Source organism: Pseudomonas sp. MT92 (assembly GCF_058792515.1).
Genome location: NZ_JBXAFA010000004.1, coordinates 120,983 through 140,373, shown reverse-complemented (window position 1 = coordinate 140,373; position 19,391 = coordinate 120,983). Strand labels below are relative to the sequence as shown.

General features: G+C 58.4%; 22 protein-coding genes. 12 read left to right on the top strand and 10 right to left on the bottom strand.

Annotated features, from left to right (window positions below; all coding sequences use genetic code 11):
* Positions 1 to 209 precede the first annotated feature (209 nt).
* Positions 210 to 1,154: a DMT family transporter gene (locus tag AC1Q6D_RS09015; RefSeq protein WP_103403024.1), complete on the bottom strand. Its 945-nt coding sequence runs from the start codon at positions 1,152 to 1,154 to the stop codon at positions 210 to 212.
* A 78-nt stretch (positions 1,155 to 1,232) separates the two neighbouring features.
* On the opposite strand from AC1Q6D_RS09015, the gene AC1Q6D_RS09010 reads away from it, so the two are divergent.
* The 3 genes from AC1Q6D_RS09010 (at position 1,233) to AC1Q6D_RS09000 (ending at position 4,347) form a co-directional block, all read left to right on the top strand.
* A complete protein-coding gene (locus tag AC1Q6D_RS09010) occupies positions 1,233 to 2,105 on the top strand; it encodes a LysR family transcriptional regulator (protein WP_103403023.1) in 873 nt (290 codons plus the stop codon).
* A gap of 110 nt (positions 2,106 to 2,215) precedes the next feature.
* Complete coding sequence (locus AC1Q6D_RS09005) at positions 2,216 to 3,748, top strand: EAL domain-containing protein (RefSeq protein WP_103403022.1); 1,533 nt, start codon at positions 2,216 to 2,218, stop codon at positions 3,746 to 3,748.
* 233 nt (positions 3,749 to 3,981) lie between these two features.
* Positions 3,982 to 4,347, top strand: a complete 366-nt coding sequence (locus AC1Q6D_RS09000; RefSeq protein ID WP_047529417.1) for a histone-like nucleoid-structuring protein, MvaT/MvaU family — start codon at positions 3,982 to 3,984, stop codon at positions 4,345 to 4,347.
* Between the two features lie 175 nt (positions 4,348 to 4,522).
* Here the strand turns inward: AC1Q6D_RS09000 and AC1Q6D_RS08995 are convergent, their stop codons facing one another.
* Positions 4,523 to 5,047, bottom strand: coding sequence for a DUF4946 domain-containing protein (locus AC1Q6D_RS08995; protein WP_103403021.1), 525 nt, complete (start codon positions 5,045 to 5,047; stop codon positions 4,523 to 4,525).
* Positions 5,048 to 5,192: 145 nt separating this feature from the next.
* On the opposite strand from AC1Q6D_RS08995, the gene gloA reads away from it, so the two are divergent.
* On the top strand, positions 5,193 to 5,714 hold the full coding sequence (gloA, locus tag AC1Q6D_RS08990) for a lactoylglutathione lyase (RefSeq protein ID WP_103403020.1): 522 nt from the start codon (positions 5,193 to 5,195) through the stop codon (positions 5,712 to 5,714).
* 141 nt (positions 5,715 to 5,855) lie between these two features.
* Here gloA and ahpF read toward each other — a convergent pair whose 3' ends face one another.
* The 3 genes from ahpF to AC1Q6D_RS08975 all read right to left on the bottom strand — a co-directional run bounded on the left by ahpF (position 5,856) and on the right by AC1Q6D_RS08975 (position 9,185).
* Positions 5,856 to 7,418, bottom strand: a complete 1,563-nt coding sequence (ahpF, locus tag AC1Q6D_RS08985) for an alkyl hydroperoxide reductase subunit F (protein WP_103403019.1) — start codon at positions 7,416 to 7,418, stop codon at positions 5,856 to 5,858.
* A gap of 127 nt (positions 7,419 to 7,545) precedes the next feature.
* Positions 7,546 to 8,109 (bottom strand): alkyl hydroperoxide reductase subunit C, encoded by a 564-nt coding sequence (ahpC, locus tag AC1Q6D_RS08980; RefSeq protein WP_103403018.1) that lies wholly within the window; start codon positions 8,107 to 8,109, stop codon positions 7,546 to 7,548.
* Between the two features lie 137 nt (positions 8,110 to 8,246).
* Positions 8,247 to 9,185, bottom strand: coding sequence for a site-specific integrase (locus tag AC1Q6D_RS08975; RefSeq protein WP_103403017.1), 939 nt, complete (start codon positions 9,183 to 9,185; stop codon positions 8,247 to 8,249).
* A gap of 178 nt (positions 9,186 to 9,363) precedes the next feature.
* On the opposite strand from AC1Q6D_RS08975, the gene AC1Q6D_RS08970 reads away from it, so the two are divergent.
* The gene (locus tag AC1Q6D_RS08970; RefSeq protein ID WP_103403016.1) at positions 9,364 to 10,377 is read left to right on the top strand and encodes a DNA-binding protein; all 1,014 of its coding nucleotides are present in this window, start codon (positions 9,364 to 9,366) and stop codon (positions 10,375 to 10,377) included.
* Here the strand turns inward: AC1Q6D_RS08970 and gorA are convergent.
* Both gorA and galU read right to left on the bottom strand, forming a co-directional pair.
* Positions 10,374 to 11,732 (bottom strand): glutathione-disulfide reductase, encoded by a 1,359-nt coding sequence (gene gorA / locus AC1Q6D_RS08965; RefSeq protein ID WP_103403015.1) that lies wholly within the window; start codon positions 11,730 to 11,732, stop codon positions 10,374 to 10,376. The genes AC1Q6D_RS08970 and gorA overlap by 4 nt on opposite strands.
* A gap of 131 nt (positions 11,733 to 11,863) precedes the next feature.
* Positions 11,864 to 12,703, bottom strand: coding sequence for a UTP--glucose-1-phosphate uridylyltransferase GalU (gene galU, locus AC1Q6D_RS08960; RefSeq protein WP_047529432.1), 840 nt, complete (start codon positions 12,701 to 12,703; stop codon positions 11,864 to 11,866).
* Positions 12,704 to 12,996: 293 nt separating this feature from the next.
* Here galU and AC1Q6D_RS08955 point away from each other — a divergent pair, with 293 nt between their 5' ends.
* Both AC1Q6D_RS08955 and AC1Q6D_RS08950 read left to right on the top strand, forming a co-directional pair.
* Positions 12,997 to 13,185: a hypothetical protein gene (locus AC1Q6D_RS08955; RefSeq protein ID WP_103403014.1), complete on the top strand. Its 189-nt coding sequence runs from the start codon at positions 12,997 to 12,999 to the stop codon at positions 13,183 to 13,185.
* 128 nt (positions 13,186 to 13,313) lie between these two features.
* Positions 13,314 to 13,595 (top strand): hypothetical protein, encoded by a 282-nt coding sequence (locus tag AC1Q6D_RS08950; protein WP_047529436.1) that lies wholly within the window; start codon positions 13,314 to 13,316, stop codon positions 13,593 to 13,595.
* Between the two features lie 12 nt (positions 13,596 to 13,607).
* On the opposite strand, the gene AC1Q6D_RS08945 is transcribed toward AC1Q6D_RS08950, so the two are convergent.
* Positions 13,608 to 13,838: a hypothetical protein gene (locus AC1Q6D_RS08945; RefSeq protein ID WP_103403013.1), complete on the bottom strand. Its 231-nt coding sequence runs from the start codon at positions 13,836 to 13,838 to the stop codon at positions 13,608 to 13,610.
* A 72-nt stretch (positions 13,839 to 13,910) separates the two neighbouring features.
* The gene (locus tag AC1Q6D_RS08940; protein WP_047529440.1) at positions 13,911 to 14,267 is read right to left on the bottom strand and encodes a hypothetical protein; all 357 of its coding nucleotides are present in this window, start codon (positions 14,265 to 14,267) and stop codon (positions 13,911 to 13,913) included.
* A gap of 212 nt (positions 14,268 to 14,479) precedes the next feature.
* Here AC1Q6D_RS08940 and AC1Q6D_RS08935 point away from each other — a divergent pair, with 212 nt between their 5' ends.
* The 4 genes from AC1Q6D_RS08935 to ada all read left to right on the top strand — a co-directional run bounded on the left by AC1Q6D_RS08935 (position 14,480) and on the right by ada (position 16,933).
* Entirely contained in the window at positions 14,480 to 14,782 is a 303-nt protein-coding gene (locus tag AC1Q6D_RS08935) for a DUF1883 domain-containing protein (RefSeq protein WP_047529442.1), read from the top strand.
* A gap of 35 nt (positions 14,783 to 14,817) precedes the next feature.
* Complete coding sequence (locus AC1Q6D_RS08930) at positions 14,818 to 14,988, top strand: hypothetical protein (RefSeq protein ID WP_090469670.1); 171 nt, start codon at positions 14,818 to 14,820, stop codon at positions 14,986 to 14,988.
* A gap of 127 nt (positions 14,989 to 15,115) precedes the next feature.
* On the top strand, positions 15,116 to 15,781 hold the full coding sequence (alkB, locus tag AC1Q6D_RS08925) for a DNA oxidative demethylase AlkB (RefSeq protein ID WP_103403012.1): 666 nt from the start codon (positions 15,116 to 15,118) through the stop codon (positions 15,779 to 15,781).
* An 87-nt stretch (positions 15,782 to 15,868) separates the two neighbouring features.
* A complete protein-coding gene (ada, locus tag AC1Q6D_RS08920) occupies positions 15,869 to 16,933 on the top strand; it encodes a bifunctional DNA-binding transcriptional regulator/O6-methylguanine-DNA methyltransferase Ada (RefSeq protein WP_103403011.1) in 1,065 nt (354 codons plus the stop codon).
* A 76-nt stretch (positions 16,934 to 17,009) separates the two neighbouring features.
* Here the strand turns inward: ada and acuI are convergent, their stop codons facing one another.
* The gene (gene acuI, locus AC1Q6D_RS08915) at positions 17,010 to 17,993 is read right to left on the bottom strand and encodes an acrylyl-CoA reductase (NADPH) (RefSeq protein ID WP_492618459.1); all 984 of its coding nucleotides are present in this window, start codon (positions 17,991 to 17,993) and stop codon (positions 17,010 to 17,012) included.
* A 314-nt stretch (positions 17,994 to 18,307) separates the two neighbouring features.
* Between acuI and AC1Q6D_RS08910 the strand changes: the two genes are divergently transcribed.
* Positions 18,308 to 19,372, top strand: a complete 1,065-nt coding sequence (locus tag AC1Q6D_RS08910; protein WP_103404624.1) for an NAD(P)H-dependent flavin oxidoreductase — start codon at positions 18,308 to 18,310, stop codon at positions 19,370 to 19,372.
* Positions 19,373 to 19,391: the final 19 nt, after the last annotated feature.

The window sequence follows — 19,391 nt, the reverse complement described above, 5'->3', positions numbered from 1 at the left end:
TTGCTAGCGATGCTGAGGCCGGAGGGTGGCGCGCAGGAGATACCCCGCACACTGCGGGCGAGGAAATCACCAAAGATCAATTGAAACCCGAATATCTTCATTGTCGACCCAAGGCTTTTGCGGGCGAGGCTTCTGCTGCCAGAAGTCGTTTATTCTTGTATGCGTAACCTGATTCTACACAGCGTAAATCAGTTTGTCCGCCTTCTGTATCAAATCCCCTTTTTCCCTGCACGCGCAAGGGGTTTATTGCACAGGAAAATCCCGGCCAGGATCAGCCCTCCTCCCAGGCACATGGCCAGTGTCAGTTGCTCTCCCAACAGCAGCGCCCCGAGGATCACGGCCGTCAATGGGTTCAAAGCGATGAACACCCCGGAACGGGTCGCACCGATTTTGCGAATGCCGTCGTAATAGCCGATATAGGCCAGAGCCGAGCCAAAGACGCCCAGGTACATCAGACTCAACCACTGTCGAGGGCCAAGCTGGACAAGCGCGGCCACACTCAACTCGCCTCGGATGGCGCTGGCAATCCACAGCATCAATGTGCCGAGCAGAATTGACCAGGTCACCGTTTGCAATGGGCCCAGGCTTTGATTCAACGCCTTGGAAAACAGCGAATACACGCCCCAACCGAGCACGCAGCCGAAAATCAGCAGATCGCCGATCCAGGCATCGGCCTTGCCGGCCAAGAGTTGCGGATGGCGGCTGACGATGACCAGGCACGCGCCGACGATACAGATCGCAATGCCGGCAATCTTCGTCCGGCCCAGGCGCTCCTTGAATAGCAGCCAAGAGGCCAATCCGATAACGGCCGGGTTCAAGGCCACGATCAACGAGGCTCGCGAAGCATTGATGTAGTGCAGGCCATAAAAGAAGCACAGGTTGTAGAAAAAGATCCCGCAAAAGCCCAGCAGCGCCAGCTGCAGCCATTGCCCTGGGTTGGGTCGGGCCAATGGGATGCGGGACATCAACAAGAACAGTAATAGTGATGTGCTCGCCAGCAGGAAGCGCAAGCTGGCGGCAAACAAAGGGCTCAGGCTTTCAGCAAGAAACCGCCCAGCCACGAAGGTACCGCCCCAGATCATGGTGACCGCCGCCAGTTTCAAATAAACCGGCGTATCCGTCGGGCTTGGCAGGTATTTCTCATGAGTAGTCATACGTCTTCGGAACGGGTGATGGGCGGTATGGCGTATGATTCGACTAATGCCAAGTCATCGTAAAATGAGTAAATACTCATGACCCTCACCCAACTGGAGATTTTCTCCCTCGTCGCCGAACTGCGCGGCTTCACGGCGGCAGCCCATCGTTTGGGGATCTCCCAATCCGCGGTTTCCCATGCCCTCAAGTCGCTGGAACAGGAATTGGGGGTCGAATTGTTGCGCCGCCATCAGTCAACGGTCGAGTTGAGTGACATCGGCCAGCAACTGCTGCTGCGCGCCCGTGCCATGCTGGGCCTGGCCAATACGTTGCGCCAGGAAGCGGCGGATGCCCGTGGGATGAAGCGCGGCACGTTGCGTATCGGCTCGTTCGGGCCCACGTCTTCGATCAAACTGTTGCCCGATATCTTGCGCCACTACCGCGCCGAGCACCCTGGCATTGAGATCCATATCGACGAAGGTCCGGACCGTCAGGTGATCCAGTGGCTGGAAGAACGGCGAATCGATGTCGGTTTCGTGGTGCTGCCGCAAGAGCGTTTCGACACCGTTGCGCTGGTCGAAGATCAAATGGTTGCGCTGCTCCCGGCTGGCCATCCTTTGGCAACCCGCAACAGCGTCAGCCTGAGCGAGCTGTGCGATGACCCTTTTGTACTGACCGAGGCTGGCTCTTCGGAGCTGGTTTTTCGCCTGTTCAATGCCGCGCGCCTGACCCCCAATATCCGCTATCGTTGCTCGCAATTGCTGAGTACGCTGGATACGGTTGGACGCGGCGACGGTTTGACCGTGGTCGCCGATGGTTCGCTGCCCGAGCACGGTGACAATCGCCATGTTAAAAAACCGCTGTCGCCACCGGTGGCGCGGCAGGTCGGCCTGGCGGTACTCGACCGCCGCCAGGCGTCACCGGCGACGCTGGCTTTCATCAAACTCGCCGAGCGGCTGAGTAACCGGTGAGCGGCATAAGTGACAAGGGCCAACTATCATGGCTCGTACCCGAACTCTTCATGGGAGGCGTTTCGCCCTGCCAGCATTTGAGAGCCCTATCATCGCTACAGGTTTCTTGAATGCCACTGAGAGCCAAAACCCGCACACGCCGCATCAGGATGGCCGTCACTCTGCTGAGCGGATTGCTTCCGGTCTTGTTGGGCACCGCCATCCTTTATATCCAGGCTGGACGGGCGCTCGAACAAAGTGCTCAACAAACCGCCGAAGAGGCCATTCGCCAGTTCGACCTCATGCTCGACAACACCGCCCAGGCTGCCGGGGAATTATTGCCACTGGCCGGGCAAAGTTGTATCGACGTCAATTTGGCCCTGCGTGAACAAGTCACGCGACGCCCCTTCGTACGCTCGACCAACCTGATATGGGACGACGCCATTTATTGCAGTTCTTTGTTCGGCGACTATCACGAAAAGCTCGCTGCCGGGGACTTCAGCCAAGGCCGGTTGCTGTTGATGAAGGGCAACCCGGTCACCCCTGATACTGCGTTGTTGGTGTATCGCCTCGGCAAAGGCAAACAGGGCGCGATGAGCACACTGGACGGTTATCACCTGAGTAACGTGTTGCGCCTGATTGGTCGCCAGACATTGCTGATACTGCAGGTCGGGCCCAATTGGTTGACGGCCGATGGCCAGTTTCATGAAGACGCGCCACCCGCCATGCCAACCGCACAAAACAATCTCGGCTCGTCACATTATGGTTTCAGCGTAACGGCCGGATTTCCCAAAGGCGAAACCTGGCGTTACATGCGCAGTCAGTATCCCCCTCTGTTCAGCTTGTTGATCTTTTTCGGCGTGATTTCCGGATCGCTCGGGCATTTTCTACAGAAGCGTACGTCATCACCGACTCATGAAATGCAACGTGCGCTGGATGCGGCGGAGTTCGTCCCGTATTTCCAGGCGGTCGTGCATGGCGACAGTAAAAAGTTATCCGGCGTCGAAGTACTGATGCGCTGGAACCACCCGAAAGAAGGCCTGGTGCGGCCCGACCTGTTTATTCCGTTTGCCGAACACTCCGGGCTGATCGTGCCAATGACCCGATCCCTGATGCAACAGACCGCCACGTTGCTCGCGCCGCTGTCCGCATCGTTCAAGGAGCCGTTTCATATCGGCATCAACATCACCGCCAGCCATTGCCAGGGCCTCGACCTGGTCAAGGATTGCCGCGAGTTTCTCGACGCTTTCGCCCCCGGCTCCGTGCACCTGGTACTGGAATTGACCGAACGCGAATTGATCGAACCGACAGCCATCACGCATCAACTGTTCGACCAACTTCGTGATCTCGGCGTAAAGATCGCCATCGACGACTTCGGCACCGGTCACTCCAGTCTCGGCTATCTGCGTCAATTCAACGTGGACTACCTGAAGATCGACCAGAGTTTCGTCGCCATGATCGGCATCGATACCCTTTCCAGCCATATTCTGGACAGCATCATAGAACTGGCGATCAAACTCGGCCTGGCAATGGTTGCCGAAGGTGTGGAGACCCAGCAGCAAAGTGATTACCTGACCGCTCATAACGTTAACTTTCTGCAAGGCTATCTGTACGGCAGACCGATGCCTGGCGTCGAGTTCATTAGTGCATTAAGCGATCATTAACTAGCGGTTTTAAGCGATGTGGTAACGTTGCCGTGCACCCATTTGAATCAAAAAACAACTCTTGTTACATGACAGAAAAGACATGATTTACTCTTGAGCAATTAACTACTACAATTTTTCATGCCTGCCGTAATTTGGCGGGTGAGCCATTATCACCGGGTCGCTTCAAGGCTCTTGGCTTATAGCTTTGTTTGCGGTTGGTATCAGCCAAACACACTATTGGAGTAAAGATATTGTCCAGACTCGCTGAATTTCGTGCCGCTGAAAAGGCCCTTCAAGAACAGCTCAAGCAGCTTGAATCCCTGAAGAACGATGCCGGGCTCAAGAAAGAAATCGAATTCGAAGAAAAGCTTCAAGGACTGATGAAAACCTACGGCAAGAGCCTGCGCGACATCATCGCCATTCTCGATCCGAACCCGGCAAAATCCGGTCTGCAACAGGCCGTAGCACCTAAAACCCGTCGCGCTCGCGTGGTCAAGGTTTATCAGAACCCGCACACCGGTGAACTGATTGAAACCAAGGGTGGCAACCACCGCGGCTTGAAAGCCTGGAAGGAACAATACGGTGCCTCGACCGTTGATTCCTGGTTGCGTGGCTAAGCACTCGCGCCGACACACAAAGCCCTGCGAATGCAGGGCTTTTTCATGAATATCCTCTAAATTCAGCGACGAGGGTCGATCAACTCTCTAGTTGCCGATCAACTTTATGCTTAATCCCATTGGGTATCTAAACATTTGTGGGCGCGCTGAAGACCGCGTTTATTGAAGTTTTCAACTAAAGCTTCAAGCCGTTACGTGCCGCCTCTATTTCATCCTGGCTGGTTTTATAAGCGTCGGCCTGCCCCGCATAGGAAAGAACGTAGGCTTTATCGGCGTCCACCGCAGCGACCAATGTTTGCGAAAGCACATGACGTCCGTTTTGCGTGATGGTGCAAGTCGTTTCCAACGCCGGTAATCGGCTCAAGGTTGTCGCATGGATCCGGCTGCACGCACTTTGATAGCCACTCTGATAAAAGCCTTTTTGCACGGACTTGCGCATTTCCAGTAGCACGGCTTCCAGATTGACCTGATGACCGGTTTCCACCTGGGTCATGGTCAGTTCCATCACCATGACCGGCTCGCCAGCCTGATTGTTTTTCACTGCGCGCTGGCGACTGACACCCGCCTTGCCGTCACCTTGCGGCACGTCTTCGATTTGCCAGCCGGTTGGCCAGGGCATGACCGGCGCATCGGCGTGAGCCATGCCGACCGTCGACAGCACGCCCATCAAGAGGAACAACGTTTTACCGAATCGAATCATTGCAATGAACACTCGCCAATTGTGGCCGGAAGTCTGAGCTTCGACCGGCCGTCAGGCAATAGCCGACGGTTTTGGTTTGGTGATGTCAGAGGCCTTGCGTATCATTGTCGCCATTCTTCAGCCCCACTTGTTTTCCGGAGGGCCCATGAGCCTGCAAGAACTGAACAGCTTCCCCGGCGTGACCGCGCAGCCTGATACCGCGACCCAGAACTTCGTGTTCAACCACACCATGCTGCGCGTCAAGGACATCACCAAATCCCTGGATTTCTACACGCGTGTCCTCGGTTTCTCACTCGTGGAAAAGCGCGACTTCCCGGAAGCGGAATTCAGCCTGTATTTCCTCGCGCTGGTCGACAAAAGCCAGATCCCGGCCGACGCCGCAGCACGTACCGAGTGGATGAAATCGATCCCCGGCATTCTCGAACTGACCCACAACCATGGCACCGAGAACGACCCGGAATTCGCCTATCACAATGGCAACACCGACCCACGCGGCTTTGGCCACATCTGCATTTCGGTGCCAGACATCGTTGCCGCGTGCGAGCGCTTTGAAGCGCTGGGCTGCGATTTCCAGAAACGCCTGAATGACGGTCGCATGAAAAGCCTGGCTTTCATCAAGGACCCGGATGCCTATTGGGTCGAGATCATTCAGCCTGCGCCGCTGTGATGCAAAAACCCGTCTTGTGGGCGCTGGCCCAGCGTTGGCGTCCTTGAAATCGCCATCGCCGGCAAGCCGGCTCCCACAATGATCGCGGACACAAAAAACCCCATGATCGCTCATGGGGTTTTGTGTTTTCAGCGCCGGGGTTTACGCCGGGGCCGAGGTGCGAATCAAGTGATCAAACGCACTCAGGGATGCCTTGGCGCCCTCGCCCACGGCAATCACGATCTGCTTGTACGGCACGGTGGTCACGTCGCCAGCGGCAAATATGCCCGGCGTCGAGGTTTCACCACGGGCATCGACGATGATCTCGCCACGCGGCGACAACTCGATGGTGCCCTTGAGCCAATCGGTGTTGGGCAGCAGACCGATCTGCACGAAGATCCCCTCCAGCTCCACGGTCCGCAGCTCATCGGCCTTACGATCCTTGTAGCGCAGGCCATTGACTTTCTGCCCGTCGCCGGTGACTTCAGTGGTTTGCGCATGGGTGATCACGGTCACGTTGGGCAGGCTGTTCAGCTTGCGCTGCAAGACCGCATCGGCGCGCAGCTGCACGTCGAACTCCAGCAGCGTCACGTGGGAGACGATACCTGCCAGGTCGATAGCCGCTTCGACACCGGAGTTACCGCCGCCAATCACCGCCACGCGCTTGCCCTTGAACAGCGGGCCGTCGCAGTGTGGGCAGTACGCTACGCCTTTGTTGCGATATTGCTGCTCACCCGGCACGTTCATTTCACGCCAGCGAGCACCGGTCGCCAGGATCACGGTCTTGGCTTTGAGCTTCGCACCGCTGGCGAAGTGCACTTCGTGCAGCTCACCGTCCTTGCCGGGTAGCAACTTGTCGGCGCGCTGCAGGTTCATGATGTCCACGTCGTACTGCTTGACGTGCTCTTCCAGCGCTACCGCCAGTTTCGGCCCTTCGGTCTCCTGCACCGAGATAAAGTTTTCGATGGCCATGGTGTCCAGCACCTGCCCACCAAAACGCTCCGCCGCCACACCGGTACGAATGCCTTTGCGAGCTGCGTAGATCGCCGCCGAAGCACCGGCCGGGCCGCCACCGACCACCAGCACGTCAAAGGCTTCCTTGGCGCTGATCTTCTCGGCTTGCCGCTCAATGCCGCTGGTGTCGATCTTGGCGAGGATTTCTTCCAGGCCCATGCGGCCCTGGCCGAAGTTCACGCCGTTGAGGTAGATGCTGGGCACCGCCATGATCTGGCGCTCATCGACTTCGGCCTGGAACAGCGCGCCGTCGATGGCGACATGACGGATGTTCGGGTTCAGCACCGCCATCAGGTTCAGCGCCTGGACCACGTCCGGGCAGTTTTGACAGGACAGCGAGAAGTAAGTCTCGAAGTTGAACTCACCCTTGAGCGAGCGGATCTGTTCGATCACTTCGACACTGGCCTTCGAAGGGTGGCCGCCGACTTGCAGCAAGGCCAGCACCAGCGAAGTGAATTCGTGGCCCATCGGGATACCGGCAAAGCGCAGGCTGATATCAGCCCCCGGGCGATTGATCGAGAACGATGGCTTGCGTGCGTCGTCACCGTTGTCGAGCAAGGTAATTTGGGTGGAAAGACTGGCAACGTCTTTCAGTAGTTCGAGCATTTCCCGGGATTTCGCACCGTCGTCGAGGGAGGCAACGATCTCGATCGGCTGGGTGACGCGTTCCAGGTACGATTTCAACTGGGCTTTTAGATTGGCGTCCAACATACGGGCGATTTCCTTTTGATTCTTTTAAAAAAAAACGCCCGAGCGAATCTCGCCCGGGCGTTTTTATTGGGCGGTGCAGCTTGCTTAGAAGGTGCGGAAGTCCGCCCTGATGAAGCGCGTCACAGACTTAGATCTTGCCGACCAGGTCCAGGGACGGCGCCAGAGTGGCCTCGCCTTCTTTCCACTTGGCAGGGCAAACCTCGCCTGGGTGAGCAGCGACGTACTGGGCAGCCTTGATTTTGCGCAGCAGTTCGGAAGCGTCGCGGCCTACACCGCCGTCGTTCAGTTCGACGATTTTGATCTGGCCTTCAGGGTTGATCACGAAGGTGCCACGGTCAGCCAGACCCGCTTCCTCAATCAGCACGTCAAAGTTGCGGGAGATGGCGTGGGTCGGGTCGCCGATCATGGTGTACTGGATTTTGCCGATCGCTGGCGACGTGTTGTGCCAGGCAGCGTGGGCGAAATGAGTGTCGGTGGAAACGCTGTAGATCTCGACGCCCAGCTTCTGGAAGGCATCGTAGTTGTCAGCCAGGTCTTCCAGCTCGGTTGGGCAAACGAAAGTGAAGTCAGCCGGGTAGAAGAAAACGACAGACCACTTGCCTTTCAGGTCAGCGTCCGAGACTTGTACGAAGTCGCCGTTTTTGTAGGCGGTCGCTTGGAACGGTTTAACTTGGCTGTTGATGATAGGCATCGTTGACTCTCCATCGGGGTTAAGAAGTTGATGGGGAGAACTTTACTCACTCGACGGACGGTTGGCTCATTGGCAAACCTCATGCCGCTGATTGGCGTTGGCTATTAGCCAACCTTATTAATAGAAGAAAAGCGTATTTACGGGCCCAACGACTTTTCCGCGAGGCGGGCCATGCCCAGGAACGGACTGGCTTCGATGTAGCGCATGGCCGACTTCATGTCCTTCCAACCCACATAGCTCATCAACGACTTCAAGTCCCAACCACTCTGATGCGCCCACGAGGCAAAGCCGCGGCGCAACGAGTGACTGGTGTAGTGCTCGGCCGCAAGGCCCGCACGCCCCAATGCCTGGCGCAGCAGGGGAATGACACTGTTTGGGTGCAGGCCCTCCTCGCTCAAATGCCCCCAGCGATCGATGCCGCGAAACACCGGACCACGGACCAATGCCGCTTCACCGATCCAGTCGATGTAGGCCTGCACCGGACATAAACGCTGCAGCGCGGGTGTCTGGTACGTCTTGCCAAGGTTCTCGCGGTCACTCTTGCTGCGCGGCAGGTACAGGCTGATGCCCGAACCGGCGCTGGCCTGCACATGCTCGACCTGCAGGCGACACAACTCATCGCTACGGAACCCACGCCAGAAGCCGAGCAAAATCAACGCGGTGTCGCGCCGGGCGCGGAGCAACCCCGGACGATCACCCTCAGCCCTGGCCGTTTGCGCCTCTTGCTCCAGCCAGCCGATGACTTGCTCAAGGTGCTGCAGTTGCAGGGGCTCGGCCTGTTTCTCCTGAGCCGGATGCAGCGCACGAATCCCCTTGAACACCTTGCGCACCACAGGCGCCTTGGTTGGGTCGGCGAACCCCTGACTGTTGTGCCACTGGGCCAGCGCCGACAACCGCAACTTGAGGGTATTGATCGACAACACGCCGGCATGGGCCACCAGATACCGCGCCACGCTATCGCCCGTTGCCGGCAGGAACCCGCCCCAACTGACTTCGAAGTGCTCAATGGCGGCGCGATAGCTGCGGCGGGTGTTGTCGCGCGTCGCCGCTTGCAGGTAACGATCCAGCTCACTCATGGGTCCAACTCTCGAATGCGTACCGCTTTTACGGGTGAAAAACCGGTTTTCCGATGATCACACGGGGTAATACCAGTATATCCCGTGTTATTCGTCGCCTGTATTTATCTTTTAATATTCGATGGTACAATGCGTAATACGGCATTACGTACCACACATCAAAATCGCAGGAGTAATCATGGCCCGTGGCGGCGTTAACAAAGCAGTGGTTCAAGCCGCGCGTCTGGCGATCCTCGCCCGTGGCGAAAACCCGAGCATCGATGCAGTACGGATCGAGATGGGCAATACGGGCTCCAAGACCACGATCCATCGCTATCTGAAAGAACTGGGGGAAGGCACTCAACCTGATGACACGGAAGCGCCGGAGCCTATCGACGATGAATTACTGGCCCTGGTGTCACGACTGGCGCAACGCCTGAAGGAACAGGCACAAGAACCTATCGACCAGGCCCGCGAGCAGTTCGAACAGCAACGCAAGGACCTGGAAACCCGGCTGCACGAGGCCGAGCAGGCCAATACGCAATTGCAGCAGCACTACGAACTCCAAAGCCTGGCACTGGCCCAGGAATCCGAGGCCCTGCACAGCACCCGCTCCATGCTGCAGACCGAACAAACCCGCAATGCCGGACTGAACCAGGCACTGGCGGATTTCGAATTGCGCTTGCAAGACAAGGACGAGCAGATCCGCTCGCTGGAAGAGAAACACCTGCATGCCCGCGACGCGCTGGAGCACTACCGCAACGCCGTTAAAGAGCAGCGCGAGCAGGAACACAGCCGCCATGAAAGTCAGGTGCAGCAGTTGCAGATGGAATTGCGCCAGGCTCAGCAGAGCGCCCTGGTGCGCCAGGATGAAATCACCCAGTTGCACCGCGACAACGAGCGCCTGCTGACCGAAAACCGGGGAACCCTGCGCGAGCTGAGTTCGCTGCAAGAGCAGCTCAAGCAGAGCAACAGTCGCCAGGATCAGTTACTGGAACAAGCCAATCGCGTTGACGGCGAACGCACCCTCCTCCAGGAACGCCTGCGCGTCGCCCTGCTGGAAAGTCAGTCGCTGAAACAGAACGTCGATGAACAGCTGCAGATCAACAAGTCGCTGGAAATCGAATTGATCAAGGCACAGGCTGAACTGGAAGAAAGCGAGCGCCTGGCGGCTGCCGTTGCGACAGCGCCAGACACCGCCAAGGACGATTAGCCGGCAACCGGCGTGCGCATGGTGACGAACTCTTCGGCGGCCGTCGGGTGCACGCCGATGGTCTCGTCGAAGTGGCGCTTGGTGGCGCCAGCCTTCAAGGCAATCGCCAGGCCCTGGACGATCTCGCCCGCCTCTGGACCGACCATGTGGCAGCCCAGCACCTTGTCGGTCTTGGCATCCACCACCAGTTTCATCAGCGTGCGTTCCTGGCATTCGGTCAGGGTCAGCTTCATCGGCCGGAAACGGCTTTCGAAGATCACCACATCGTGCCCCGCGTCGCGCGCTTCTTCTTCGGTCAAACCGACGGTGCCAATGTTCGGCAAGCTGAACACCGCCGTCGGGATCATTTTGTAATCCACCGGACGATACTGCTCAGGCTTGAACAGGCGACGGGCCACTGCCATGCCCTCGGCCAGTGCCACGGGTGTCAGCTGGACGCGACCGATCACATCACCGAGCGCCAGAATCGACGGCTCAGCGGTCTGGTACTGCTCATCCACCTCAACGAAACCTTTCTTGTCGAGTTTCACCCCGGTGTTTTCCAGCCCCAGGTTATCCAGCATCGGACGCCGGCCGGTGGCGTAGAACACACAGTCAGCCTCCAGGTGCCGGCCGTCCTTGAGCGTCACCTTCAGGCTGCCGTCGGCCTGCTTGTCGAGGCGCTCGATGTCGGCATTGAATTGCAGGTCCATGCCGCGCTTGGTCAGCTCCTCCTGCAAATGCTTGCGCACCGAACCGTCGAAACCGCGCAGGAACAGTTCACCGCGATACAGCAACGTGGTTTTCGCGCCCAGACCGTGGAAAATCCCTGCGAACTCGACGGCGATGTAGCCACCGCCGACCACCAGCACACGCTTGGGCAGCTCTTTGAGGAAAAACGCCTGGTTGGAGCTGATCGCGTGCTCATGCCCCGGAATCTGCGGAATCTGCGGCCAGCCGCCGGTCGCGATCAGGATGTGTTTGGCACTGTGGCGCTCGCCATTGATCTCGACCGTGTGCGGGTCGACGATCATGGCGTGACCTTCATGCAAGGTCACGCCACCGTTGACCAGCAGGTTGCGGTATATGCCGTTCAGGCGATTGATCTCGCGGTCCTTGTTGGCGATCAGCGTCGCCCAATCGAACTGCGCTTCATCCAGGCTCCAGCCAAAACCCGAAGCCTGTTCGAAGTCTTCGGCGAAGTGCGCGCCGTAGACCAGCAGTTTTTTCGGCACGCAGCCGACGTTGACACAAGTACCACCCAGGTAGCGACTCTCGGCCACGGCCACTTTCGCGCCGAAACCGGCTGCAAATCGGGCAGCCCGCACACCGCCAGAGCCGGCACCAATCACATAAAGGTCAAAATCGTAGGCCATTTTCTATCTCCTCGGCAGGCCATCAGCATACCCGCCGCCATGGGTTGGGCAAGCTCTGCTATCGATATGGGGCCCGAAAATGAAAAAGCCACCCGTAGGTGGCTTTTTCAGTACAGGCAGCTCAGGCGCTATCAGTAAGCCTTGCCAGTCTTGTAGAAGTTCTCGAAGCAGAAGTTGGTCGCGTCGATATAACCTTCGGCGCCACCGCAGTCGAAGCGCTTGCCCTTGAACTTGTAGGCAATCACGCAACCGTCCTGCGCCTGCTTCATCAGGGCGTCAGTGATCTGGATCTCGCCACCTTTGCCCGGATCGGTCTGCTCGATCAGGCTGAAGATGTCCGGCGTCATGATGTAACGACCGATGATCGCCAGGTTCGACGGGGCATCTTCCGGTTTTGGCTTCTCGACCATGTTGCGCACGCGGTACAGATCATCACCAATCAGGTCGCCTGCAATCACGCCGTATTTGCTGGTTTCTTGCGGGTCGACTTCCATGATTGCGACGATGGTGCAGCGATACTGCTTGTACAGTTTGACCATCTGTTTGAGTACGCCGTCACCTTCCAGGTTGACGCACAAGTCATCCGCCAGCACCACGGCGAACGGCTCGTCGCCGATCAGCGGGCGACCGGTCAGGATGGCATGGCCCAGACCTTTCATTTCCGTCTGGCGCGTGTAGGAGAACGAGCACTCATCCAACAGGCGGCGGATACCGACCAGGTATTTTTCCTTGTCGGTGCCCTTGATCTGGTTTTCCAGCTCGTAGCTGATGTCGAAGTGGTCTTCCAGAGCGCGCTTGCCACGACCGGTAACGATGGAAATCTCGGTCAAACCGGCATCCAGAGCTTCTTCGACGCCGTACTGGATCAGTGGCTTGTTTACCACCGGCAGCATTTCTTTGGGCATGGCTTTAGTCGCTGGCAGGAAGCGAGTACCGTAACCGGCTGCTGGGAACAAGCATTTCTTGATCATAAAAGTCCTTGAAAGGGCTGTGTGTACGAGTTTCGGCGCAGTCTAATCAGGCAGCGAGCACCTTACAATGCCCCGCACTGGCTAACCGATGCCATCATAGAGAAATATTTCAGCGGATAGTTCCGCTGGGAGCTCCGCAGATTGCTCAGCAACCTGTTATTGATAGCAGACACTGCCAGACTTGCACGGTTTGTCATCTGAACGGGCAATCGGCCCACCATACGCCCATCCGCACCCGATGCGTGCATTTGGCGTTATCATGGCGCGATTGAACCAGCCAACGAGGCAGATAGATGTCGGCAGCAAAGAGCGTCAACGGTTTCCTGATCAACAAGGCAATGGATGGACAATGGTGGGTAGGCACTGTCGCCGGTGAGAATATTGCCGGGCCCTTTCCGACCGAAGCCATGGCGATTGAAGTGGCCTCGGTGCTGGAGCTTGAGCACCCGGAGCCCAAGCGACGCGGCAAGGACAAGCACTGATCGGCACCCAAGCCCTGCCATTGCGCAGGGCTTTTTCATGAAAACCGGCAACAAGTGGCCTATCGCTATAACCTTTTGCTGCCGGCGCTGTCACAGCTTTTGCCCACCTCTTTGACGACGACAACGACATGACTAAATTTTTGCCACTGATCGCGGTATTGGCCCTGAGTGGCTGTGCGACGTCCCAAACCACGTACTTGAATAACGGCGAACAGGGTCTGGCCATTGATTGTTCCGGGGAAGCCAACTCCTGGGCCACCTGCTACGAAAAGGCCGACGCCTCGTGCGCCGGCACCGGTTACCGGATTGTGGGCACCGATGGCACGCCCGCCACCAAGGAAAGCGACAAAACCCTGGGCGTCGACGTCGGCAACTACAAGAATCGCAGCGTGGTGGTGGTCTGCAAGTAAGGCGTGCGGCCTTTACATGTGGATTTCGGCGAACTTGATACCCAGGCCCCGTACCGTTTCGATCAGGTCGTCGAGGCGATTGAAGGATTCCACTTCATCGTTGTCGTCCACCAGAAAAAAACTGCGCCCTCCGCTTTTCTTGAAAAAAACGATCCATTCGCCCGGATCTGCCGGGTTCTGAATCACGTGGGTGCCAGAGACCTGCCCCTTTGAATGGCGCTCCCGTACTTGCTCTCGCTTCATGCTCGACTCCAGAAATGACAATGCCGCCAAAGTCTTGCTTTGACGGCATCGGTGCTGACCGTTGGTATTGTATCAGCCGGAAATGCACTCGGTGGCAGCGTCGCGCACATCCCGTGGGCGCAGGGGCACGTTGGAAATACGCTCATGCAGCTTGATACTGCTGCCGCCGGAGCGATGTTCGATATCGAATACGGCGGCCGGCCCGGACGAGAACTTCTGCGGCACGATGACTCGAACGTCCTCTTTATGCGTTTCTATCTGCAAGGCACCACGGCTGCTGGCGAGCTTTTCGCTCAGGCATTGCGCGTACTCATGGGGCTTCTTGCCTGAAATCACGTTCATGGTGGGCAGGGTCTCGCTGATCTCCGCGACACTTGCACACCCACTGATTGCCAGAAACAACGGCAGGACCCACGCACCCCACTTCATATAAAACCTCCAATAAAGACCCTCGGACAGCAAAGACGCTGTTTTTCTCCAAGGCCCACTGTATTTAATGCCCAAGGATTGCCCGATATCGGTTTTTTATTGCCAAATCGGACCTCAACGACCCGATAATAACGCCTGCGGGCTGATAAACTGCGCCAATCGCCCATTGCTATCGTTTTGATTTTGTAGAAAAAGCCCTTCTGGAGGCGCCCATGAAATTTATCCACCAGCGCGAGCACCTCAACGAAGACGACATCGTCGTCATCCAATGCTCCCAAATGTGCAACATCCGCTTGATGAACGACGCCAACTTCCGCAGCTTCAAGAATGGCGGCCGTCATACCTACCACGGTGGCGCGTTCGACACCTTTCCGGCCCGCATCACCGCGCCGAGCACCGGTTTCTGGAATATCACCATCGATACCGTCAACCGCCGGGCGATCAGCGTGACCCGTAAACCGACCCTGACTCACTCGATCAAGATCATCCGCCGCACCAGCTCGAAATTGAGCTGAGTGACGCCCCAGTCCGCACACAGACAGGTATGACCGTGGCCCAAACGACCAAATACGTCATCAAATACAAGCTTAACGGCGAACGTCGCTTCGAGTTCGCCCAGCTTGAAAACGGCACGGCAGAAGAAGCCAAAGCCGCGCTGGAAGCCATTCACGGCCAGAGCGAAGACGTCATCAGCGAGATCAGCGTCAGCAAAGCGCTGTAACACCCTGTGGAGCGGCAACATGGATGTCTGCTCCCGGCGTTGATCATTCGCGTCATGGCATCCCTCGCCTGCACAGCGAAAAACGGCTTTCCCCAGGCATTATTTCCACAATGCATCATGGATCACCATGAACCCTACCACCCCTGATCTGTTCGCCGACGCGGAACCCGTGCAGCAACCCCGGCGTGAGCAAATCGGCGAACAGTCATACATATTGAGAGGCTTTGCCTTACCCTGGCTGGAACGTTTGCTGCCGGCACTCGAGGCTGTGCTGGCTGCGGCACCGTTTCGGCAGATGATCACGCCGGGCGGGTTTACCATGTCGGTCGCCCTGAGCAGTTGTGGCGCCTTGGGCTGGACCACTGACCGCAGCGGTTATCGCTATACGCACCACGATCCGCAGACAGGCGAGCCGTGGCCGGACATGCCGGAGATTTTCTTGCAGTTGGCCCAGGCCGCCGCGCAAGAGGCTGGTTTCAGCGAGTTTCTCCCCGACTCCTGCCTGATCAACCGATACCTCCCAGGGGCGAAAATGTCTTTGCATCAGGACAAAAACGAATGCACCTACGCCGCGCCGATCGTCTCGGTATCGCTCGGCTTGCCAGCAATGTTCCTGTTCGGCGGTTTTGAACGCAGCGATAAAAGCCAGCGTGTCCCGCTGCTGCACGGCGACATCGTGGTCTGGGGCGGCGTTGATCGCTTGCGCTATCACGGTGTCCTGCCGATCAAGGAAGGCCAGCATTCACTGCTGGGTGAACAGCGGATCAACTTCACCTTCCGCACGGCGGGATGAACCTGTCGAATTTGACCGCAAGCACCGGAGTGTGACGGCACGCCGACGTGGTTAATCTGCCGTAAACAGGTCAACGGACTTCCCGCCATGACAAGCCATACGACAAAAAACACCGCTGAACTCGACCCACGCTGGGCCGCCGTCGTCGCTCGCGACCCACACGCCGATGGGCAATTTGTCTATGCCGTGAAAACCACCGGCATCTACTGCAATCCCAGTAGCCTGGCGCGCTTGCCGAATCCGCAGAATGTCGAGTTCTTCGACACGGCCGAACAGGCACAAGCAGCGGGTTATCGTCCGAGCAAACGCGCGGCGAAGGATCAAAGCGCCGTGGCCGCGCAGCATGCCGCCACCGTGGCCGCCGCTTGCCGGCAGATCGAAAGTGCACAAACGCTCCCGGCCTTGAACGAACTGGCCGAAACAGCGGGACTGAGCAGTTTTCACTTTCATCGAGTGTTCAAGGCTGTCACCGGCCTGACACCCAGGGGTTACGCCGCTGCCCATCGTTCCCGCAGGGTTCGGGAGTGTTTGACGGATGGCGGTTCGGTAACCGACGCGCTGTACGACGCCGGCTTCAACTCCAACAGCCGTTTTTATGAAGCAGCGGATCAACTGCTGGGCATGAAACCTGCGGATTATCGCGCGGCCGGCCAGAACAACGACATTCGGTTTGCCGTCGGCCAATGTTCCCTGGGCGCGATCCTGGTGGCGCAGAGCGAGCGCGGGGTTTGCGCCATTTTGCTGGGGGACGATCCGCAGCAACTGGTCTGCGATCTGCAGGACAAGTTTCGCCGGGCCAATCTGATCGGTGCCGATCAAGACTTCGAGCAATTGATCGCCAGGGTTGTGGGTTTCATCGAGGCCCCGGCGCTGGGCCTGGACTTGCCTCTGGACGTGCGTGGCACGGCGTTTCAGGAGCGGGTCTGGCAAGCCCTGCGGGACATTCCCGTCGGCCGCACGGCCAGCTACGCCGATATCGCCCGGCAAATCGGCGCGCCAAAAGCCGTTCGCGCGGTGGCCCAAGCCTGTGGCGCGAACAGCCTGGCGGTAGCGATTCCCTGCCACCGCGTGGTGCGCAGCGATGGCAATCTGTCGGGCTACCGCTGGGGCGTAGAGCGCAAGCGGCAGTTGCTGGAACGGGAAGCGCAGTAGCGGTAAACACGGCGGTAAATCCTGCAGGGCAACGCGTCCCCTTATGGGATCTGCCGCAGGCAGGATGGCTGGTTTGTCAGCGGTTGACGTCGACGACAACCCTGCCCCGCAGTTGGCCGGCGAGCAAACGTGGCGCCGCGTCAATCGCTTCGCTCAACCCGATTTCGTGGCTGATCAGTGGCAACAGGTCAAAGTCCAGATCCCGGGCCAGACGATTCCACGCCTCGACCCGCTTGGCTTTGGGTTGCGTCACGCTGTTGATGCCCGCCAGGGTCACGCCACGCAAGATGAACGGCGCGACAGAGGCCGGGAAGTCCATGCCCTGGGCCAGACCACAGGCAGCGACCGTACCGTTGGCCTTGGTGCTGGCGCAGGCATTGGCCAGGGTGTGACTGCCGACCGAATCGATGACCGCAGCCCAGCGCTCCTTCGCCAGGGGCTTGCCCGGCTCGGACAGCGTGGCGCGGTCGATGATTTCGCTGGCCCCCAGTTGCTTGAGGTAGTCGTGTTCCGAAGTACGGCCGGTGGACGCCACCACGCGATAACCCAGTTTGCTCAATAGCGCGATAGCGAAACTGCCTACGCCGCCATTGGCGCCCGTCACCAGGATTTCGCCTTGCTCGGGCGTCACGCCGTTATGCTCCAGCGCGAGGATGCACAGCATGGCCGTGTAGCCCGCCGTGCCGATGGCCATCGCCTGAGCGGCGGTAAACGCCTTGGGCAGCGGAATCAGCCAGTCGCCATTCAGGCGTGCCTTCTGCGCCAGGCCGCCCCAATGCCCCTCACCCACCCCCCAGCCATTGAGCAGGACGTTGTCACCCACCTTGTAGTCCGGATGCCCGCTGACTTCGACAGTGCCCGCCAGATCGATCCCTGGCACCATCGGGAATTTTCGCACCACCGGGCTACTACCGGTGATCGCCAGGCCGTCCTTGAAATTCAGCGTGCTGTAGGCGACACGTACAGTCACATCGCCCTCGGGCAATTGGTCGTCATGGATCTGCTGCAGCCTGGCCCGGTAACCGCTGTCGTCTTTCTCGATCAAAATACCTTGGAACATGACTGTCTCCTGGTGTGATTATTTGTTGTGGCTTGAATTAAATACCACATCGCAAAAAAATGCCGCATTCGACTTTAAGCCAATCGATAAAACCTCGGAGCCTTTCCATGACCTGCGGGGATGCGTTTTCCGGTGCTCAGGTCGGCTGGCCCTGCCCGCCGCGAACCGCTACCGGACCCATCGCGCATTTGGCGCCGCTGGCGGGCTGCTTCGCCGCTGATTCAGCGTCAAACAAGACTGGCCTCGGGACAGTCATTGCTGCTACAAAACCGCTTGAACCGCCCTGCCCGGTTTCAACGTCGGAGACCTCAAAAATGAGCCTATGGCCAGACACTCGTATTCTTGATCTGTTCGGGATCGAGCTGCCCGTTATTCAGGCCCCCATGGCCGGTGCCACCCAGTCATCCATGGTGATTGCGGCAAGCAATGCCGGCGGCCTGGGCTCGATGCCCGCCGCCATGCTGAGCATCGAGCAATTGCGCGCCGAGTTGACGACCATTCGTCAACACAGCTCACGCCCGTTCAACGTCAACTTCTTCTGTCACCAGCCGCCGGCTGCCGATGAGCAACGCGCGCGTGACTGGAAAAACCTGCTGGAACCCTATTACCGGGAGTTGGGCGTCGACTTTGAGGCGCCGACGCCGGTGTCCAACCGCGCGCCCTTCGATGTCGCGGCCTGTGAGGTGATCGAAGCGTTTCGCCCCGAAGTGGTCAGTTTTCACTTTGGCCTGCCGGAAAAATCCTTGCTGGATCGGGTAAAAGCCACCGGGGCAAAGGTGGTGTCTTCGGCCACCACCGTCGAAGAGGCCATCTGGCTTGAACACCATGGCTGCGACGCGATCATCGCCATGGGTTACGAGGCAGGAGGACATCGCGGAATGTTTCTCAGCGATGACCTGAGCAGCCAGGTCGGGATCTTTGCCCTGGTGCCGCAAATCGTCGATGCGGTGCAGGTACCCGTGATTGCCGCTGGCGGCATTGCCGACGCGCGAGGTGTCGCGGCAGCCTTCATGTTGGGCGCTTCGGCGGTGCAAGTGGGTACGGCCTATCTGTTTACGTCGGAAGCCAAAGTCAGTGCGTCTCATCACCAGGCGTTGCGTACCGCCCGGGAGAGCGAGACCGCCGTCACCAACATTTTCACCGGGCGCCCGGCGCGCGGCATCCTCAATCGGGTCATGCGTGAACTGGGACCGATGAGCGACAAGGCGCCGGCCTTTCCACTGGCCGGCGGCGCGTTGATGCCTTTGCGGGCGAAGGGCGAAGCGGATTTCAGCAATCTCTGGGCCGGACAGGCATTCCCTTTGGGTGTGGAAATGACCACGGCAGCGTTGACCCGACGACTTGCTGAAGAAGGGTTGGCGAAATTGCTTGGACGCTGACGATTCCTCAAGTCAACAC

What these genes read in the sequence shown, in the direction of transcription:
- gloA (WP_103403020.1), top strand. Translation starts at nt 5,193, where the DNA reads ATGAGCCTGCAAGAACTGAACAGCTTCCCCGGCGTGACCGCGCAGCCT.
- ada (WP_103403011.1), top strand. Translation starts at nt 15,869, where the DNA reads ATGACAAGCCATACGACAAAAAACACCGCTGAACTCGACCCACGCTGG.
- AC1Q6D_RS09005 (WP_103403022.1), top strand. Translation starts at nt 2,216, where the DNA reads ATGCCACTGAGAGCCAAAACCCGCACACGCCGCATCAGGATGGCCGTC.
- AC1Q6D_RS09010 (WP_103403023.1), top strand. Translation starts at nt 1,233, where the DNA reads ATGACCCTCACCCAACTGGAGATTTTCTCCCTCGTCGCCGAACTGCGC.
- AC1Q6D_RS08935 (WP_047529442.1), top strand. Translation starts at nt 14,480, where the DNA reads ATGAAATTTATCCACCAGCGCGAGCACCTCAACGAAGACGACATCGTC.
- AC1Q6D_RS08950 (WP_047529436.1), top strand. Translation starts at nt 13,314, where the DNA reads ATGACTAAATTTTTGCCACTGATCGCGGTATTGGCCCTGAGTGGCTGT.
- ahpF (WP_103403019.1), bottom strand. Translation starts at nt 7,418, where the DNA reads ATGTTGGACGCCAATCTAAAAGCCCAGTTGAAATCGTACCTGGAACGC.
- alkB (WP_103403012.1), top strand. Translation starts at nt 15,116, where the DNA reads ATGAACCCTACCACCCCTGATCTGTTCGCCGACGCGGAACCCGTGCAG.
- AC1Q6D_RS08955 (WP_103403014.1), top strand. Translation starts at nt 12,997, where the DNA reads ATGTCGGCAGCAAAGAGCGTCAACGGTTTCCTGATCAACAAGGCAATG.
- AC1Q6D_RS09015 (WP_103403024.1), bottom strand. Translation starts at nt 1,154, where the DNA reads ATGACTACTCATGAGAAATACCTGCCAAGCCCGACGGATACGCCGGTT.
- galU (WP_047529432.1), bottom strand. Translation starts at nt 12,703, where the DNA reads ATGATCAAGAAATGCTTGTTCCCAGCAGCCGGTTACGGTACTCGCTTC.
- AC1Q6D_RS08975 (WP_103403017.1), bottom strand. Translation starts at nt 9,185, where the DNA reads ATGAGTGAGCTGGATCGTTACCTGCAAGCGGCGACGCGCGACAACACC.
- AC1Q6D_RS08945 (WP_103403013.1), bottom strand. Translation starts at nt 13,838, where the DNA reads ATGAAGCGAGAGCAAGTACGGGAGCGCCATTCAAAGGGGCAGGTCTCT.
- AC1Q6D_RS08940 (WP_047529440.1), bottom strand. Translation starts at nt 14,267, where the DNA reads ATGAAGTGGGGTGCGTGGGTCCTGCCGTTGTTTCTGGCAATCAGTGGG.
- acuI (WP_492618459.1), bottom strand. Translation starts at nt 17,993, where the DNA reads ATGTTCCAAGGTATTTTGATCGAGAAAGACGACAGCGGTTACCGGGCC.
- AC1Q6D_RS08995 (WP_103403021.1), bottom strand. Translation starts at nt 5,047, where the DNA reads ATGATTCGATTCGGTAAAACGTTGTTCCTCTTGATGGGCGTGCTGTCG.
- ahpC (WP_103403018.1), bottom strand. Translation starts at nt 8,109, where the DNA reads ATGCCTATCATCAACAGCCAAGTTAAACCGTTCCAAGCGACCGCCTAC.
- AC1Q6D_RS08910 (WP_103404624.1), top strand. Translation starts at nt 18,308, where the DNA reads ATGAGCCTATGGCCAGACACTCGTATTCTTGATCTGTTCGGGATCGAG.
- gorA (WP_103403015.1), bottom strand. Translation starts at nt 11,732, where the DNA reads ATGGCCTACGATTTTGACCTTTATGTGATTGGTGCCGGCTCTGGCGGT.
- AC1Q6D_RS08970 (WP_103403016.1), top strand. Translation starts at nt 9,364, where the DNA reads ATGGCCCGTGGCGGCGTTAACAAAGCAGTGGTTCAAGCCGCGCGTCTG.